This window comes from Dictyobacter formicarum, from assembly GCF_016587435.1.
Map to the genome: position 1 here is coordinate 20,709 of NZ_BNJJ01000005.1, position 15,850 is coordinate 36,558.

Genomic DNA, 15,850 nt, shown 5'->3' on the forward strand with positions numbered 1-15,850 from the left:
GCCAGCTTGCTGTCTTTGCAAGCTGGCATGAGAGATTTAGAAATCCACACCCTTTTGGGCCAGGATACCTTCATGGTAAGGATGCTTAATCTCTGCCATTTCAGTAACCAGATCGGCATAGTCAATTAAGGCCTGGGGGGCATCTCGTCCAGTGATAATAATATGCATCTTGGGATTGCGTGTCTGTAAGGTGCTCAGCACTTCATTCACATCTAACCAGCCATAGTTGATGGCATAGGTAATCTCATCCATAATCACCACATCATACTGGTCACTCTCGATCTTTTCCCGACAGAGTTGCCAGCATTTTCTGGCCAGCGCCTTATCATGCTCCAGGTTATCACTGTTCCAGGTAAAACCATCTCCCAGAGGAATAATCTCTATGCCGAGTTTCTGAGCGGCTCGAATCTCACCCCACTTGCCCGTCTGAGATTTCAAGAACTGCAGCATCACTACACGCAAATTGTGCCCCCAGGCCCGGAACAATACACCGAGAGCGGCAGTGGTCTTGCCTTTGCCATTGCCAGTGTTGATCATCACCAGTCCTTTGGCTGGCTTACGATGCGCGCGCATTTCAGCCTGTTCCTTACGAATGCGGGCACGACCCTCTTCAGTTAATTCGTCAACTTCGACGGACTCACCTTGAGCCTCAGCATAATTTTGCTCTTCCATTATTTTTTATCCTCTTCCATACATAACGTGAACATTTACACACTCGCTGTGCAATAGTCCGGCAGTGCACCTGAGAACTTATCGGGATGTACAACCTGAGCCAGGCAGCGCAATCCCTGCACGATGCGGGGTCCTGGACGCTGCATGATATCAGAATTAAGATGGTAGACATGATGTGACTTTACCGCCTCAATACCTCCCCAGTTTGCTCGCTTGTATACAACAGATGGCTGACCACCATACAGTGGATCTTCAGTAAGAATTATATATTGCGGATTGGCAGCGATGACAGATTCATCCGTCACCTGTGGATAGCCTCCGTTGGTGGTGTTGTTGTGAAAAATATTCGCAACATTGGCATAGCTGGCCATCTCATCGCCAAATGACCCGCCACCAAAGACATAGGGTTTGCCGGGCGTGCTATCATCTACCTCTAACAGGGTTTTGATCGCAGGAGTACCTTTAACCTCGCTCTGGATCTGGGCAATCTGCTGTCTCATCTGTGTCACCAGCGACTCGGCCACATTTTCAGTATGCGTCAATCGACCGATCAGCGCGATCTGATCCAGGGTCTGCGAGATATTGGGCGAGGGCAGATCGACCACCTGCAAACCCAGTTGAGACAGTTGGGTATCATATTTCTTGGACAAACCACCCGAGCTCAAAACCAGATCCGGCTTTAAAGCCACGATGGCTTCTACATTAAAACCTGAGCTGCTCGACACCTTCTTCAGTCCAGCCAGCGCAGCAGGATAGTTGGTAAAAGCATCGACACCTACGACCCGCTTCTCCAGATGTAAAGCGCCCAGGATCTCACTGATGCTGGGTGCCAGCGACACAATGCGCTGCGGAGCTGTTTTCGGGATAGCAATCGGGGTTCCATACGCGTCCAGCGCAGGAGTGGGGGTAGGTTGTGCGGCAGGAGTGCTGCCTGACCCCTGGGAATTACTGCTCTGTCCACAAGCAGCCAGGGTTAACATGAAACTCAGTAAAAAAACGCTTAATAAACGCAATGAGATGACATGGGTGCGCATATACTTGTATCCTTCTAGATAACGCCCATAGTCACCTCGCGAAAAATAGCAGCCAGCCCAAGACAAAAAGAGAAATGAGAAGAGAATGCCTGGGTAGCTCGCTCCTTTTACGCGAAGGATGAAGAGCATAACTCACCAGGCAGGTCTCCTGACTTCTGGCATACTTTTGCGGCCTTCCCGTTCCATCAGAACAGTGGCAAGTGGAGCAATAAGCATGACACCAGTTACAGTAGCGCGACTGCGTCGGATTTTCACCGACTTCCCTATTCTGCCAGGACTTCTGTTCTGGCCACCTGGTGAAATAAAAAAGTTGAGTTATTTCCTCAGCTAGTATACCGAGCTTTATCCATTTATGTCAATAAACGCGTTGCTTACCTAATAGCCGCGTTCCTTATCGACCACATTATAGAGCGTCTCTCCTTTGAGGTAGCGGCGTAGATTTTCGGTAAAAATCATGGCCACGCGCTCATCGTAATGAGGCGTCATGCCAGAGATGTGAGGGCTCATGATCACATTGGGAATGCCAAACAAGGGACTGCTTGAAGGGAGCGGCTCTTCCGCAAAGACATCCAGGGCGGCTCCGGCAATCTCTTTTCCTTTCAAGGCATCAATCAGGTCAGCTTCATTACACACATCACCGCGAGCAATGTTTACAAATAAAGTGCTATCCTTCATGGCCCGAAACGCCGCAGCATCAAACATACCCCTGGTAGCAAGAGTCAGCGGCACAGCCGCTACGACAACGTCGCTGTCGGACAGAGCCTGGTAAAAGTGATCTTTCGTATAATAATGGTCAGGCAGGATACCATCTGGATCACCAATATCCGGAAAGAGGAAACCATGATCACGATGGTCCGATCGCTGCTCCATTGCGATGATACGCATGCCAAAAACTTTGGCCAGCCGGGCAACTTCACGACCAATACTGCCATATCCAACGACATTGAGCGTTTTACCACGTAACTCTTCGGGCATAAACAGATTGCGCTCCTGCTCATCCGGCCATTGTCCTTTTTGCTTCCATGTATCAAACTGCTGATAGCGATGGAACCAGGACAGCATCGTAGTCAATACATATTCAGCAATATTGACCGCATGTACGCCACTGGCCGTAGTGATGATGGCATCGGATTTTGCCAATGGGCCATTGAAGGCCTGATTGGCTCCAGCGGAATAGAGTTGGACCCAGCGCAAGTTCGGAGCCTGCTCGGGCGTGGGGAAAGCTCCCAGAGTAAAAAGGATCTCCACTTCTTTCCATAACTCATCAGAGATATCTTCTACCTTAGCCCAGGGCCGCAACTCAACAGAGAAATCGGGCGCCATTTCCTGTATACGAGCATTCCAGCTATCCTCTAGATGCGCGGTGATCAATATAGTGCGCCGGGAATTATTTATGTGCCTCACAGCAAAATCCTCCATACGTGTTTTCTTCTATATTATCACGCCCGAACCCCATGCAGGAGATTAGAAACACTTTCCTATTCAGTAATTCAACAAGGCCTTCATGAACGTTCCCAAAGGTGCCAATGAGCTGGCGGGCATAATTGCCGCCAGCCTCTGCCTATCTGCACTTACAAGTATGAGAATCTTTGCGAATTGTCAATCCAGACACCTGCGAGGTGTCTGATAGACTTTGCTTACCCAGGATAGCTCTCTCTCGTGCGATCCTCACCTTTTCTGGCACTAACAAAACCATAGTGTTTGTGGCCTGCAGAAAGACTTCTAATGCGAAAGGGGATATTTCCTGTTGTCAGGTGCTCAAAACCCTCAGATTGCAGGAATGCGGGGAAGTTTTGAATCCCCATCTCTGTATCAAATGGAAGAGAACAACCCTGATGTTCCTCTGAGCTTTGAAAATCAACAACTAACAGGCGTCCTCCTGTTTTGAGGACACGAGCAATTTCAGTAACTCCCTGGTGTTTGATGTCATCGGGGACATGGTGCATCATAAATGTAGAGAGCACTACATCGAATGTCTGATCGGGAAAAGGAATCTGCTCGATTCCCCCTTGCTGAAAATTGATGGAGAGACCAGCACGTGTAGCTTTGTGGCAAGCTCCGGCAAGCAACGACTTTGACGGATCAATGCCCGCGATACAACCAGTTTCCCCAACATACTCTTTGGCGATCAGCGCTAGAGTTCCAGTTCCGCAACCCACATCCAATACAGTCTCACCGGATTGCAACTGTGCCAGATTAGCGATCATGTGGCGGAATGTAGATTCTCTTCCCTGCATAACAAACCACCTTACAATCATGTCGTACCACCAGGCGGAGAAAGAAATTACGATCCCAGGCGATTCTGCGTGCGAGGTTCTAGCCCTTCGGTTCCCATGTAAGGACATAGCACTTGCTCCTTTCAGAAAAACAGATTATCCTGTAATGGAGATTCTCCGATAATGGAGAATATCTCTTCCTCTATTAAAAGGGAATAGCCAGCTACTGACTAGAAGCAATGAGAAGAAAAAACTCACTAATGTACAAATAGCCAAAAATATCCGGCAAAAGGGGATGAATTGATTGAGACAAGAGAAGCAGGATCGTCGCTCCCAGCGGACACGTCAACTGGTTACGAAAGCGCTAGCAGAACTGTTGCAAGAGAAGCGCTATGAAGATATCACTGTGCGAGACATTGTGGAGCGCGCGAATGTTGGTAGCTCAACTTTTTATGCTCATTATTTTGATAAAGAAGATGTCCAGGCTGCATTGCTCAAACAGCTCTTTGAACAGCTGCATCAGCAGTTGTTGCGCAGGGGCGGGAGGCAAGAAATAGTGCCGAGTATGGAGTTGATTCAGCATGTTCAGCAAAACGCCCAGCAACTTCAAGCATTGGTACGTAGCCGCTCAGGAGAAACCCTCTGGAAAGTTGTAGAAAGAAGCATAAGCCAGATAATTGAGCAATCTATAATGGAGCAGACAAGCTCAAAATGGTCCTATGCCGTCCCTGTGCCAATTGTAGCACACTATTTGGCTGCAACCTTGCTGACCCTGTTAAAATGGTGGCTTAGCACCGACATGCCGTATTCTCCGGAACAGATGAACGATTTTTTTCAGCAACTTGCCCTGCCTGACAGGTGGGTACCAGTAAAGAGCAAGGACGAAGAGATTGGGAAGAGAACAAGCAGATGATTTTCAACGATGCGACGCTGACAATCAGTAACACCTGAGAAGTCACTTTGTCCTTGCTAACAACAACTTTACTCTATCCCATCAGCAAGAAAAGTTGTTCCCTTTTGATCAATTATTCGTACTACATTAAGATAGCCATACGTTTAAAGATCAGCAAAGAAAGCTATACCGAAGCTTTCTTAAGACGAAAGAATTATATGAAGCATACTTCGCTCCGTTTGTACATGTTCTTATCAATAGCTGCCGCGCTGGCAACAATGGCAGTTAAGTTTATAGGGTATTTTCTGACAGGATCAGTGGGCTTATTTTCAGATGCAGCTGAGTCTGTGGTGAACCTGGTTGCCGCTCTGGTTGGCCTCTGGGCCTTGACGCTGGCCGCGCGCCCTGCTGATGAGGATCACACATATGGGCATACGAAGTCCGAATATTTCTCCAGCGGAGTCGAGGGTGCATTAATCCTTGTTGCGGCCCTGGTTATTGCTGTCGAGTCGGTTCCGCGTCTCTTCCATCCTGAGCCCATCGATCAACCCTTCGTTGGTCTGGCCTTCTCAGTCTTCGGTGCAATCATTAACGGTGCGCTGGCCTGGTTTATGTTGCAGGCGGGCAAAAAGCAGCGCTCAATTACGCTAGAAGCTGATGCCCACCATTTATTTGCAGATGTGACGACTACCGTCGGTGTGCTGGTGGGCGTGCTAATGGTGGCAATCACACATTGGTATATCCTTGATCCGATTGTAGCGCTGCTGGTGGTCATAAACATTATCTGGACAGGCACAAAGCTGCTGCGTCAGACAGGATTGGGATTACTCGATACTGCACTACCAAGAGAAGATATTAATATAATCAATGGCATTCTAGAGCCATATCGTCAGCAGGGTATTGATTTTCATGCGATGCGCAGTAGGATAGCCGGACAAAGGCGCTTCGTGTCTTTTCATGTAATTGTGCCGGGTGAATGGACGGTGCAAAAAGGGCATACCATCTGTGAGGAAATTGAAATGGCCATTCGTAAAGCTTTGACGGATAGTACCGTGTTCACGCACCTTGAGCCCAAAGAAGATCCTGTAACATTCCAGGATCTGGAACTGGATCGGAATACGGCTGAGAATTGAAGCATTGCAGATGCAGTAATAGTCGCTTCTACATGTTAATCATCACCAGTTCGTGCAGACATCGAATGTTAATACTCAGGCCAGCTGCTAAAGTGTTGCCGTTTCGTGCAGGCGCTTGATGTCTACCCCCAGCCCGGCAATCATCAGATAGACGCGCGTGGCGGCAGCAGCCACGCGCTGGTTGACCAGTCCCAACACGTCTCGGTAAACTCGTCCCAGGGCATAAGCTGGCACGATCCCCAGGCCGACTTCGTTAGTCACAACGATCAGGGTCTTGCCCGGCTCCAATTCTGAAATCCCCTGCAATAGAGCATCGATCTCCTGCAGGGCTCCGGCATAGTGCTGCGCGCTGATAGTATCTCTCTCTAATTGCTCAGCATCGCCTTGTGAGAAGAGCCAGTTGGAGAGCCAGACCGTCAGACAATCCAGAATCACGACATCAGCAACAGCTGCCGCCTGTCGCAGCGCATCCGCCAGGTGGAGAGGTTCTTCGATGGTTTGCCAGTGATCGGGGCGTGCAGACTGGTGACGGGCGATACGGTCACGCATATCTTCATCCGTCGCCATCGCAGTAGCAATAAAGGCCACGCTACGCCCACTCTGCGTGGCCAGGCGCTCAGCAAAAGTACTTTTACCACTGCGCGCCCCACCCAGCAGTAGCACCAGGCGCGGAACACTATGCGCATCATTTCTATCGGTCATACTCATCTCTCATCCATTTATAGCCAGAAACGCAGCAGCGTCCATAGCAGGAGTAACACAACTTCCATCAGTTCGGCCAGCGTGCCATAGCTATCACCGGTCAAACCACCTAACTGGGCAGTAATCCATTTGCCCACCAGCCAGGTCAACAGTGTAGCGCACAGGCACAGGACCAGCCCAACCATATAGCCAGCCAGCCCGGCAATCAATAAGGTCAATACTGCGGCACTGATCAGGCGAGTTCGCGTCACTGTCTGACGAAAGGCCGCTCCCAGCCCCGTCGCGCGAGCCGGTGGAAAAATATACATTGCCAGCACCATAGTCCAGCGGGAGATAGGGATAATGGTCAGGAGCGCCCAGAGCAATACTTGCTGATCCAGGCTCGCCAGCAGCGCGAATTTGAGCAGGAGAATACTGCTGCCGCCCAGAATACCAAAACTGCCAAGCCGGCTATCGCGCATAATCTCTAGCTTATGCTCGCGACTACGCCCACCAAATAAACCATCGCAGGTATCCATTAAACCATCCAGATGCAGGCCGCCGCTCAGCACAATCAGCAACACAACCAGGAGCGCGGCCAGCACCAGCGAAGAGAGCAGATTACCAAAAATCCAGACCAGCAGTGCTGGCAGGACCGCCAGTAGCAGGCCAACCAGCGGAAAATAAGCGCTGCCCAGGAACAACCTGGCATCAGCTTTACTATCAGTGCGAAATAGCTGGGTGCTACCCGGAACTGGCAGGATCGACAGAAAACGGATCGCGGCCACCAGCTCTTTATATTGCTCCGGTAACCAGTTGTGGTGTACTGGCTCTCCAGGTTCGATCGTTGGAGGTGGTGGAAATGGTTGTGTTTCAGGCATCTTGCATCGCCTCCTCGGCAGACTGTTCTTCTTTGTCTATACGAAGTCCCATCTCGTGCTGATTGAGCAAGACCAGTGTTGTGGTCGTGCCCACATCTTCGCCACCGGCCACAAAATCAATAGCGCTGATCGAGCCATGGTCTAAACGCAGCTGCCATTGGCGCTCAAAAGATAGGCCCAATAACGAACAGAGCAGCACGCGCAGCACACCCGCATGGCTCACCAACACCAGATCTCCCGCTGGTAGGTCCAGAGAAACCTGAACCAGCTGCGCAAACGCTCCCTGTACACGCTGCAGCAACGCGTCAAAGGTCTCACCTCCTGGGGGTGAAAACTGCGATGGATGCGTGAAAAAGCCCAGCTGACTCGGATAACGCTCGGCAACCTCCCTATAGGTAAGCCCTTCCCATGCGCCAAAGGAAAGCTCGCGCCAGGCAGCAGAAGTCTGGACCGCCAGCGGAGCCGATAATTGTTGCGCCAGTATCGTTGCGGTCTGGGTAGTACGTTGCAGGTCGCTGGCATACAGAGCTACCAGCGGTCGCGAGCGCAACTGGACTCCTACCCAACGTGCCTGTAACTTACCAATGGGTGACAACGACACATCGCAATGTCCACAGAAGCGCCCCTGACTACTCCAGTCCGTTACCCCATGACGCACCAACCAGAGCCGACGCACATAAGGCTCCCCACGCTCTCCTTTATGCACTACCGATGTCATCGATGGATTATCTGCCATCAAATTTTATCCTCTTTAAATCTATCTTTCTTCATTATATGTCACCCAAATAGCTAACCCCATATGTAACCTTTAAATATCACTTATCACTCAATACGCAGACAATTTATGCATTTGTCCTGATAATGGGTACTCGAAATAGTATCCACCAGCATAGCAGCATCAAAAGGGTCAGGGCAAGGTTATAGGGGAGAAGAGACCAGATACCAAGATACTGGGCCAGAATACCCGCGATACCGGGAAAGACGGAAGTACCAAAAATGCTGATACTCACCAGAAAACCAATAGCACTGGTAACAATGCGACCAGGAACGAGATTGGGAGTAAGAGCTACCGTCGTCGGATAGATAGGTCCCAGGCAATAGCCAATGATGCAAAAGCCGATAGCTGCGACGCTATCAAAAGGCAGCCACCAGATCGAGATCGCACACAGAGCTACTACAATTATACAAATATACAACAAACACACATCGCTTATGCGCAGACGTTGAGCAAGCTGACTCAACGTAAAACGCCCCAATGTCATTCCCAACCAGTAGCCACTGACAATCCAGCTAGATAGAGTAATTGGTTGATGTCGTCCCTCAACAAGAAAACTATAAGTCCAGTTGCCAACACTTACCTCAACACCAACATAGAGTAACAAAAAAAGACATAGAAGCCAGACAATCGGTAATTTCAATGCCGCAATCCAGGTGTTACCAGTCTTTTTGTTTTCTACTTCAACACTGGCTACGCGAGGCGGCTCTGCACGAAAGGTCAGTGCAACTCCCAGCAAGAACGGGATACTGAGTAGCGTCCATAAGAAAAAGACGCTACTCCAACCCCAGATTGTTGTGAGCAGGAAAGCTGCCACAAGCGGACCAAATAATGCGCCAGCACCATAGAAAGCATGCAAAGTATTAAGCTGGGAAGAATGGCGCGATTGAGCTACTACATGGGCATTCAGCCCCATCTCAATCATTGCTACCCCCAGGCCCATAAAAAGCCGTGTCACCAGAACAATGCTAAAAGCAGGTTTGATGCCAAGCGTTAAGGCACCCAATAGAAATGTAATAGCGCCAATCACCAGGAAGAGGCGCATGCCCAGGCGCTCTAATACGATACTGCTAAACAGGGCAGAAATAAAATAGCCAATAGAAGAGGTAACAAAAATAAGACCGATGACAGATTTATCTACTCCATAATAACTGCTCATGTCGGGTAGCAATACACCGAAGGCTCCACTATATAAACCAATCAATGCAAAACCAAAAAAAGATAATATCATTTGTAGATATGATCGTTTCACATTATCCATCCTTGCTATAACATTATGAGACATCATGCAAATACGCAATTTAGTATACACTATTCTCTCTGCTCGCTTAACTATTTTAGAAAGCATCTGAAAACCATACGGTTCGCGCCTTCGGCTCCTGACGCTACGCGCTTACAGCGCTCAAATGATCTTTTATGCGTTGTTGCAGCTATTCGCGCTTTGCGCGAATAGCTGCAACAACGCATAAAAATGGCTCAGTGCGCATGCGCTGGCGCATCGCAGACTATAATAGCGACATCCCCATCGGTATAATCTAGCCTGTAACGCATAAACCTGAATCATAGTGAGAAATTATTTCACTCTCATACTTGACATTGGGGCCTTCCATAAACGCTAAATAAGAGGAAGGTAATCGTTTTCTATCCGTGTAGTAAGAAAGGACCTATACCTGATGGCGTTAAAATTTGGTGTAATTGTTCCGCAGGGATGGCGCATGGATCTAGTAGGCATTACAGATCCTGTTGAAGGTTATGAGACGATGACGCGTGTGGCTCAGGAAGCTGAGAATCTTGGTTTTGATTCGATCTGGCTTTTTGACCACTTCCACACAGTTCCCCAGCCAACCCAGGAGCCAACGTTTGAATGTTGGACCAGCACAGCGGCGCTATCTCGCGATACCAAACGGGTGCGCATCGGCCAGATGGTTACCTGTAACAGCTACCGCAATCCTGCGCTGCTCGCCAAAATGGCCAGTACGGTGGATGTGCTCAGCCATGGACGCTTGAACTTTGGCATCGGTGCCGGTTGGTACGAACACGAATATAATGCCTATGGCTATGACTTTCCAGATGGACCCACACGCCTGCGCCAGTTGCGTGATGCCTTGCGCATTATTCGGGCGATGTGGACAGAGGAGGAGGCCGTGGTCGAGGGCAAATATCTGCATGTCAATGGTGCCATCAATCAGCCTAAAGGGGTGCAGAAACCACATATTCCCCTGCTGATCGGTGGAGCTGGTGAAAAAGTTACCTTGAAACTGGTGGCACAATATGCTGATGCCTGCAATATCCAGCATCTGGACAACGAAGGGCTGGCCCGCAAGTTCTCCATCATCAAAGAGCACTGCGACAATGTTGGTCGCGACTATAACTCTATCTGGAGGACAGTGCTATTCAACTGTGCGATTGCCGAAACCGACCAAGAAGCCCTGGCCAAAAGCGCTCCCTATCAGCGCAACGTTCCGCTGGATCGCATCCGCCAGCAGGCTCTGGTTGGTACTCCGGATGCAATCTACAAACGTGTCCAGGAAATCGAACAGGCAGGAGCCCAGGAACTGATTATTTTCCTGCAAGACTCGGCCCAGTTGCAGTCCCTGCGCATGTTCGCCAAAGCCTGTATCGGCAAATAACCCACAAATTAGAAGTAGCGGCCTCTATGTTATAAACCTGGAGGCCGCTACTTGCATTAGCTAGGCTTAGAGATAGGCTTTTCTGCCAGTGTGCGATCTGACTCACCAATCAGGGCGTTCAGGGCCTCTACCAGGGCAGGCCCTGAAGAGCGCAATTCGGTTCGATGAAGTAGTGATAATTTTTTGAGTATATCTTCCCCGGCCGAGGTCAGGGTGATAAGCACACGGCGCTGGTCAGCAGTATCCCGGGTGCGCTCAATCAAACCATGCTCGGCCATACGATCGAGTAGCTCAACCGTACTATGGTGCCGCAGTTGTAGCCGCTCCGCGATATCGCGGATGGTGGGCGAACCGCGCAGTGAGAGTCCTTTGACAGCCAGCAGCAGTTGGTGCTGCTGTGGCTCTAGACCCGCTGCCCGGGCCGCCTCTTCACTGAAATGGATAAAGCGGCGGATAGCATAGCGAAACTCGCTCAATGCGGAATAATCATTATCAGATAACTCTTCATCAAACATAACAAACAGACTCCATTCTTACTGATGTACTTGCTCGCCAGGCACCGTCTCCTCTTCTACAACTTCAGCCGTGCTCGGCTGCCCACGTCTAGGTAAGAGCAGACGAAGATGCAATGGACGCTCGCGTCGGCGTTCCTCTTCCAGATTGTGTGAGCGTGCCTTGAGGAGCGCGCTAAGCGAGATCATGCCCAGTAATTTTGGTGAAGCTTCACTCTCAACAACTGGTAAACGGGTAAAACCACTGGCCGCCATCCGATTGATCACATGACGCAATGGCTCATTAGAATAGGCCACTACAGGTTGTTGCTGGATCAGTTCACCAATCGACCCGGACGAGGCATCCTCTTGCTGGATGAAACGCTGCAAATCATGGCGCGTTACCACTCCAACCAGCAATTGTTCTGCATTCAAGACGGGATAGAGATGTTGTATGCGCTCGTGTTTCTCTAATTCATCCTGTACTAATTGCGGCAGCGCTGTCGGTGACAGCGAGTCAGACAGAGCCACTACATCGGTGCGCATCACTTCACGCGCAAAGAGCAATTCCAGGGGATCAATCGCGTACTCGCGGCTGAGATGATAACCACGGCGACTAATCTTTTCGGTTAGAATTGAGCGTTTCATCAGCAATACTGTGAATCCATGGGCAATGGTAACCGCGATGGCTAAAGGCAACAATGCATTGACATCATGGGTTAATTCCAATGCAAAGATAATACCAGTAAAAGGTGAGCGCATGGTGCCACCCAGAATAGCGGCCATACTGATTAACGCCCAGAAGCCGGCCCCTTCATGGGGCAGAAACATCGCTTCGATGCCCCCAAGCGCACAACCCATCATGAGCAAAGGAGCCAGCACACCACCTGATGTACCAGAGCCCAGCGAGACACACCAAATAATGGATTTAACGAGCAATACACCCAGTATAATCTGAGCCGAGACGTTGCCCCGTAATAATGTACCAATTGTATCATAACCGACACCCAGTGCCTGCGGAAAAATCAAACCACCGATACCAATGACTAAACCACCAATCATCGGCCACCACATCCAGTGAATAGGCAGGCGGTGAAACAGGTCCTCAAAGGCATACACCAGTAACGTCAACAGGGCCGACATACCACCAGCCGCTACACCAGCCACTACACATCCGAGAAAACCTATTGAACCAATAAAAGCGCTATGTGCTGGAACAGGAAAAAGTGGTCCACCACCAAGCATATAGTGGCGCAGGATAGCGGCGCTGGCGCTAGCCAGTGCCACTGGCACCAGGCTACGGGGCTTCCATTCAAACAAGAGCAACTCTACGGCCAGCAAGATAGCGGCAATCGGCGAAGCAAACGTTGCCGACATACCAGCAGCCGCGCCCGCAACCAGCAACGTCTTACGCTCAACACTGGTCAGGTGAAAAAATTGCGCGACCATCGAGCCAAACGCCCCACCGGTCATAATAATGGGACCTTCAGCACCAAATGGACCGCCAGACCCAATTGAGATCGCCGAGGAGATTGGCTTTAATATCGCCACCTTGGGCTCTACTTTACTCCCATTAATCAAAATCGCCTCAATAGCTTCGGGAATACCATGTCCTCGGATACGCTCAGACCCATAACGAGCCATTAAACCGATGATTAAACCTCCCAGAATTGGCACCAGCACTTCAAAAATGCCAAGTTTATTTCCCACCGGTGAGACCAGGTTCGTGGCCCAGCGCTGATAAAAGAAAAGATTGGTAAAAAGACCAATAAGTTTCAATAAAATGACAGCAATGAATGTACTACAGATACCAATACCAATAGCCAGTACAGCAATAAAAAGCATGCGCGGGGTGGTCGTAAAATCTCCCGGTTGCCTCAAAACTTTATAATCTTCTAATAAATCTGCCTGATGCCCAGAACTAGTTGATGCCATAGACAAAGCCTTTCCATTGTTGATTCCCAAGTATGCTAGTTATTTCTCGCATCAATTATATCGCATTACGATATAATTGCAAGTCAAAAAAAAGCCAGCTGCTAAATACAAAGCATTTGCGGCTGGCTCTGTTCTATAAAGAACAACGGGTGGTATCAATCGCTATGCGAAGAACGGCGAACCAGCACGGCTGTGCGAATGCGCACCAGTAAGTAGCTCGCGATGCTACCTCCTAGCAATGCTGCGGCCGTCCAGCTGTAGACGGCACTATAGCTGGAGTTTGTAAGTCCCAATCCAAAGAGTGGAAAGAGTACAATCATTGCCAGGCTAAACATACCGGTTTCAAACGATAGCACCATGGCGCGCTGTGCCTCCGGGCTATCTTCGTTCAAGCGCGTGCTGATGGTAGGATAGAGAATCGCACTTGAGGCTTGCAGAAGCACGAGAAAGCCAAACAAGCTGACAATAGCGTTGGGAGCAATCATGAGCAATATGCCACCTAGTTGGCAAAGTACACAGGTCGGGATCAGTAAGCGCACCGCTAGGCGCCGCATCAGATAGGGTGCAAGCGCGGTGAATGCGCATTGGCTCAGACTACTGATCGCCATAATAATGCCAATACTGCTCAGTGCAAAGCCCAGATTATGAAATTGTAGCTGGACAAAAAAGTAGATGGTGGTGCCACAACTTTCGACCAGGCCAGAAATTAAAATCAGTCCAAGCAAGCGTGGCGAGTGCCAGACCACTCGCACACCTTCTTTGAGATGCAGTAATGGGTGTGGACGCTCATGCACAGTTGCTTGCTGTGGTTCAGTGGCAGACTTTGGCAGCAACAACAGGGGAATAATCGCCAGCAAACACACAATGGTACGGCAGATAAAAGGTAATGTCTGCATCATATTGCCCAGGTAGCCGCCCAGCGTGGTGCCGGTCATCTCGCTGACTACACTGAGCATCAATGTCATGCTCAACAACCGGCTATAACGCGCCGATTGCTGTTGCACATCACCGGGAGCAGCATAGCCGGTAAGGGTCCATAAAACAGCCTCGTTGGCGCCTCCCAGGAAAGCATATGAGATGCCAGAGAGCGCAAAGCTGATAAACAAAAATGGCAAGGTGGGCATCAGGAAAAACAATGTCTCGATGGCACCCAGCAAACAATAGACAATCAAACTTTTGCGCCGCCCCAGGAGGTCCGCGAAGATGCCGGTTGGTACCTCAGCCACAAATTTGGCCAGGTGAAAGGTCATCTCCAGCAGGCCAATCATAAATGGCGAATAGCCGTGGGAGGCCAGATAAATCATCCAGATGGCGCTGGTAAATAGCAAGCGCATCGTGCCGTTATAGCAGAAAAAGGCGACCAACCAGCGACGCCAGGGTAAGGGTTGAGTCAGCGATTCTGATAGCGCAGATGACTCTATCACAGGTTTGTTCATTTCAAGCAGGCCCTTTCAAAAATGGAGTTCAGCTATGTAGCGAAGAAAACAGTAGCAATACATTGAGGGCCTGGCGTGAACGCCGAACGGAGAAGAGGGCGCTTCTGGTCTCTGGTATCTTCTATCGACAGCAGGCAGTACCATCCAGATGGAAAGAACAGCACGCAGCCACTATAAGGAAGAAAAATCGTGAGAAGGGGAAGAATAGTTCCACGCCAAATAAAGCATGCCTATCTAGAACCAGCATGCCATTTGATCAGCGCTACTATCCGCCGCACAAGCATTTCAGCGCCAGGCTGCTTATGCGGCAAAAACATTGCTGATACGAGTTGGATATAGGTAGTGATGGACCATGCGCAGCACAGAGGTGATGGTTGCCACACGGTTTAACAGCAATTTGTTCATAATGCCGATCATAACAACTCTGCCATATTTTGTCAAGCAAGCAACAAACTCTCAAATAAAGATGCAGGACTGGCAATTCTGCACACATCCTATGCAATTGATACTAAAAGCTATCTACAGTGAAGCTCTCGAGGCTTTTTCCGCGTAGTAAGAAAAACGAGAGTTTCTTTGTAGATAAAATTACCAAAAGGATTCAGTTGTTATGCCACCCAATCATACAAGTAAACAACCCCACGACAACAAAACGATTCTAGTGATTGAAGACGATGGCAGCGTTGGCTCCAGCCTGGTACAAATCATTGTGGAAGAGACACAACACCTGGCTTTTTTAGTCACAGATCCAGCTCAGGCGCTACAGGTATTTGAAGACTTGCTGCCAGATCTGCTGGTCATCGATTATCACCTGCCACATATGAATGGAATTCAGCTCTACGACTTTCTACAGCAACGCCGTGAGTTCAAACATGTTCCCACCATTATCATCAGTGCAGCTTTACCTGAGGAGGATGTCACAACGCACCACCTGTTCGCGTTGAATAAGCCTTTTGACATTGATGATCTTCTCTCGGCGATTCATGATTTTTTGGATACCCCTGACTAAGGCCGCATTTTTTAGTAACCTTAGTGCTTGCACAAGTGACCATCTAACATAAAAAGCTGGCATAGCAC

The 15,850-nt window shown here is 49.5% G+C and carries 15 protein-coding genes and 1 riboswitch; of the genes, 4 read left to right on the forward strand and 11 right to left on the reverse strand.

Going from position 1 to position 15,850, the window contains the following annotated elements:
* Positions 1-36: 36 nt before the first annotated feature.
* From cobO to JMI88_RS09890, 4 genes are all read right to left on the reverse strand, one after another.
* Positions 37-672 carry a cob(I)yrinic acid a,c-diamide adenosyltransferase gene (gene cobO, locus JMI88_RS09875; protein WP_201361661.1) on the reverse strand — a complete coding sequence of 212 codons (636 nt, stop codon included), beginning with the start codon at positions 670-672 and terminating at the stop codon, positions 37-39.
* A 35-nt stretch (positions 673-707) separates the two neighbouring features.
* Positions 708-1,706, reverse strand: a complete 999-nt coding sequence (locus JMI88_RS09880; protein ID WP_201361662.1) for an ABC transporter substrate-binding protein — start codon at positions 1,704-1,706, stop codon at positions 708-710.
* A gap of 121 nt (positions 1,707-1,827) precedes the next feature.
* A riboswitch (cobalamin riboswitch) is annotated at positions 1,828-2,018 on the reverse strand.
* Between the two features lie 63 nt (positions 2,019-2,081).
* Positions 2,082-3,110 (reverse strand): D-2-hydroxyacid dehydrogenase, encoded by a 1,029-nt coding sequence (locus JMI88_RS09885; protein ID WP_201361663.1) that lies wholly within the window; start codon positions 3,108-3,110, stop codon positions 2,082-2,084.
* A 233-nt stretch (positions 3,111-3,343) separates the two neighbouring features.
* Positions 3,344-3,943: a class I SAM-dependent methyltransferase gene (locus JMI88_RS09890; protein ID WP_201361664.1), complete on the reverse strand. Its 600-nt coding sequence runs from the start codon at positions 3,941-3,943 to the stop codon at positions 3,344-3,346.
* A 283-nt stretch (positions 3,944-4,226) separates the two neighbouring features.
* On the opposite strand from JMI88_RS09890, the gene JMI88_RS09895 reads away from it, so the two are divergent.
* Positions 4,227-4,835 carry a TetR/AcrR family transcriptional regulator gene (locus JMI88_RS09895; RefSeq protein ID WP_201361665.1) on the forward strand — a complete coding sequence of 203 codons (609 nt, stop codon included), beginning with the start codon at positions 4,227-4,229 and terminating at the stop codon, positions 4,833-4,835.
* Between the two features lie 197 nt (positions 4,836-5,032).
* Positions 5,033-5,947, forward strand: a complete 915-nt coding sequence (locus JMI88_RS09900; RefSeq protein WP_201361666.1) for a cation diffusion facilitator family transporter — start codon at positions 5,033-5,035, stop codon at positions 5,945-5,947.
* Between the two features lie 87 nt (positions 5,948-6,034).
* Here the strand turns inward: JMI88_RS09900 and cobU are convergent, their stop codons facing one another.
* The 4 genes from cobU to JMI88_RS09920 form a co-directional block, all read right to left on the reverse strand.
* Positions 6,035-6,649 (reverse strand): bifunctional adenosylcobinamide kinase/adenosylcobinamide-phosphate guanylyltransferase, encoded by a 615-nt coding sequence (cobU, locus tag JMI88_RS09905; protein WP_201361667.1) that lies wholly within the window; start codon positions 6,647-6,649, stop codon positions 6,035-6,037.
* A gap of 17 nt (positions 6,650-6,666) precedes the next feature.
* On the reverse strand, positions 6,667-7,509 hold the full coding sequence (cobS, locus tag JMI88_RS09910; RefSeq protein WP_201361668.1) for an adenosylcobinamide-GDP ribazoletransferase: 843 nt from the start codon (positions 7,507-7,509) through the stop codon (positions 6,667-6,669).
* Positions 7,502-8,245 (reverse strand): histidine phosphatase family protein, encoded by a 744-nt coding sequence (locus JMI88_RS09915; RefSeq protein WP_201361669.1) that lies wholly within the window; start codon positions 8,243-8,245, stop codon positions 7,502-7,504. The genes cobS and JMI88_RS09915 overlap by 8 nt, the downstream gene beginning before the upstream one ends.
* Positions 8,246-8,351: 106 nt before the next feature.
* Complete coding sequence (locus JMI88_RS09920) at positions 8,352-9,536, reverse strand: MFS transporter (RefSeq protein ID WP_201361670.1); 1,185 nt, start codon at positions 9,534-9,536, stop codon at positions 8,352-8,354.
* A gap of 421 nt (positions 9,537-9,957) precedes the next feature.
* On the opposite strand from JMI88_RS09920, the gene JMI88_RS09925 reads away from it, so the two are divergent.
* Positions 9,958-10,914 carry an LLM class F420-dependent oxidoreductase gene (locus tag JMI88_RS09925; protein WP_201361671.1) on the forward strand — a complete coding sequence of 319 codons (957 nt, stop codon included), beginning with the start codon at positions 9,958-9,960 and terminating at the stop codon, positions 10,912-10,914.
* Positions 10,915-10,970: 56 nt separating this feature from the next.
* On the opposite strand, the gene JMI88_RS09930 is transcribed toward JMI88_RS09925, so the two are convergent.
* From JMI88_RS09930 to JMI88_RS09940, 3 genes are all read right to left on the reverse strand, one after another.
* The gene (locus JMI88_RS09930; protein ID WP_201361672.1) at positions 10,971-11,429 is read right to left on the reverse strand and encodes a MarR family winged helix-turn-helix transcriptional regulator; all 459 of its coding nucleotides are present in this window, start codon (positions 11,427-11,429) and stop codon (positions 10,971-10,973) included.
* A gap of 18 nt (positions 11,430-11,447) precedes the next feature.
* Positions 11,448-13,340, reverse strand: coding sequence for a chloride channel protein (locus tag JMI88_RS09935; RefSeq protein WP_201361673.1), 1,893 nt, complete (start codon positions 13,338-13,340; stop codon positions 11,448-11,450).
* A 155-nt stretch (positions 13,341-13,495) separates the two neighbouring features.
* The gene (locus JMI88_RS09940) at positions 13,496-14,764 is read right to left on the reverse strand and encodes an MFS transporter (RefSeq protein WP_201361674.1); all 1,269 of its coding nucleotides are present in this window, start codon (positions 14,762-14,764) and stop codon (positions 13,496-13,498) included.
* Between the two features lie 619 nt (positions 14,765-15,383).
* Here JMI88_RS09940 and JMI88_RS09945 point away from each other — a divergent pair.
* A complete protein-coding gene (locus tag JMI88_RS09945) occupies positions 15,384-15,782 on the forward strand; it encodes a response regulator (protein WP_201361675.1) in 399 nt (132 codons plus the stop codon).
* The last annotated feature ends 68 nt before the right edge of the window (positions 15,783-15,850 follow it).

Coding starts and splice junctions, on each gene's coding strand:
- JMI88_RS09935 (WP_201361673.1), bottom strand. CDS start 13,340: ATGGCATCAACTAGTTCTGGGCATCAGGCAGATTTATTAGAAGATTAT.
- JMI88_RS09945 (WP_201361675.1), top strand. CDS start 15,384: ATGCCACCCAATCATACAAGTAAACAACCCCACGACAACAAAACGATT.
- JMI88_RS09890 (WP_201361664.1), bottom strand. CDS start 3,943: ATGCAGGGAAGAGAATCTACATTCCGCCACATGATCGCTAATCTGGCA.
- cobU (WP_201361667.1), bottom strand. CDS start 6,649: ATGACCGATAGAAATGATGCGCATAGTGTTCCGCGCCTGGTGCTACTG.
- JMI88_RS09900 (WP_201361666.1), top strand. CDS start 5,033: ATGAAGCATACTTCGCTCCGTTTGTACATGTTCTTATCAATAGCTGCC.
- cobO (WP_201361661.1), bottom strand. CDS start 672: ATGGAAGAGCAAAATTATGCTGAGGCTCAAGGTGAGTCCGTCGAAGTT.
- JMI88_RS09930 (WP_201361672.1), bottom strand. CDS start 11,429: ATGTTTGATGAAGAGTTATCTGATAATGATTATTCCGCATTGAGCGAG.
- JMI88_RS09915 (WP_201361669.1), bottom strand. CDS start 8,245: ATGGCAGATAATCCATCGATGACATCGGTAGTGCATAAAGGAGAGCGT.
- JMI88_RS09925 (WP_201361671.1), top strand. CDS start 9,958: ATGGCGTTAAAATTTGGTGTAATTGTTCCGCAGGGATGGCGCATGGAT.
- JMI88_RS09880 (WP_201361662.1), bottom strand. CDS start 1,706: ATGCGCACCCATGTCATCTCATTGCGTTTATTAAGCGTTTTTTTACTG.
- cobS (WP_201361668.1), bottom strand. CDS start 7,509: ATGCCTGAAACACAACCATTTCCACCACCTCCAACGATCGAACCTGGA.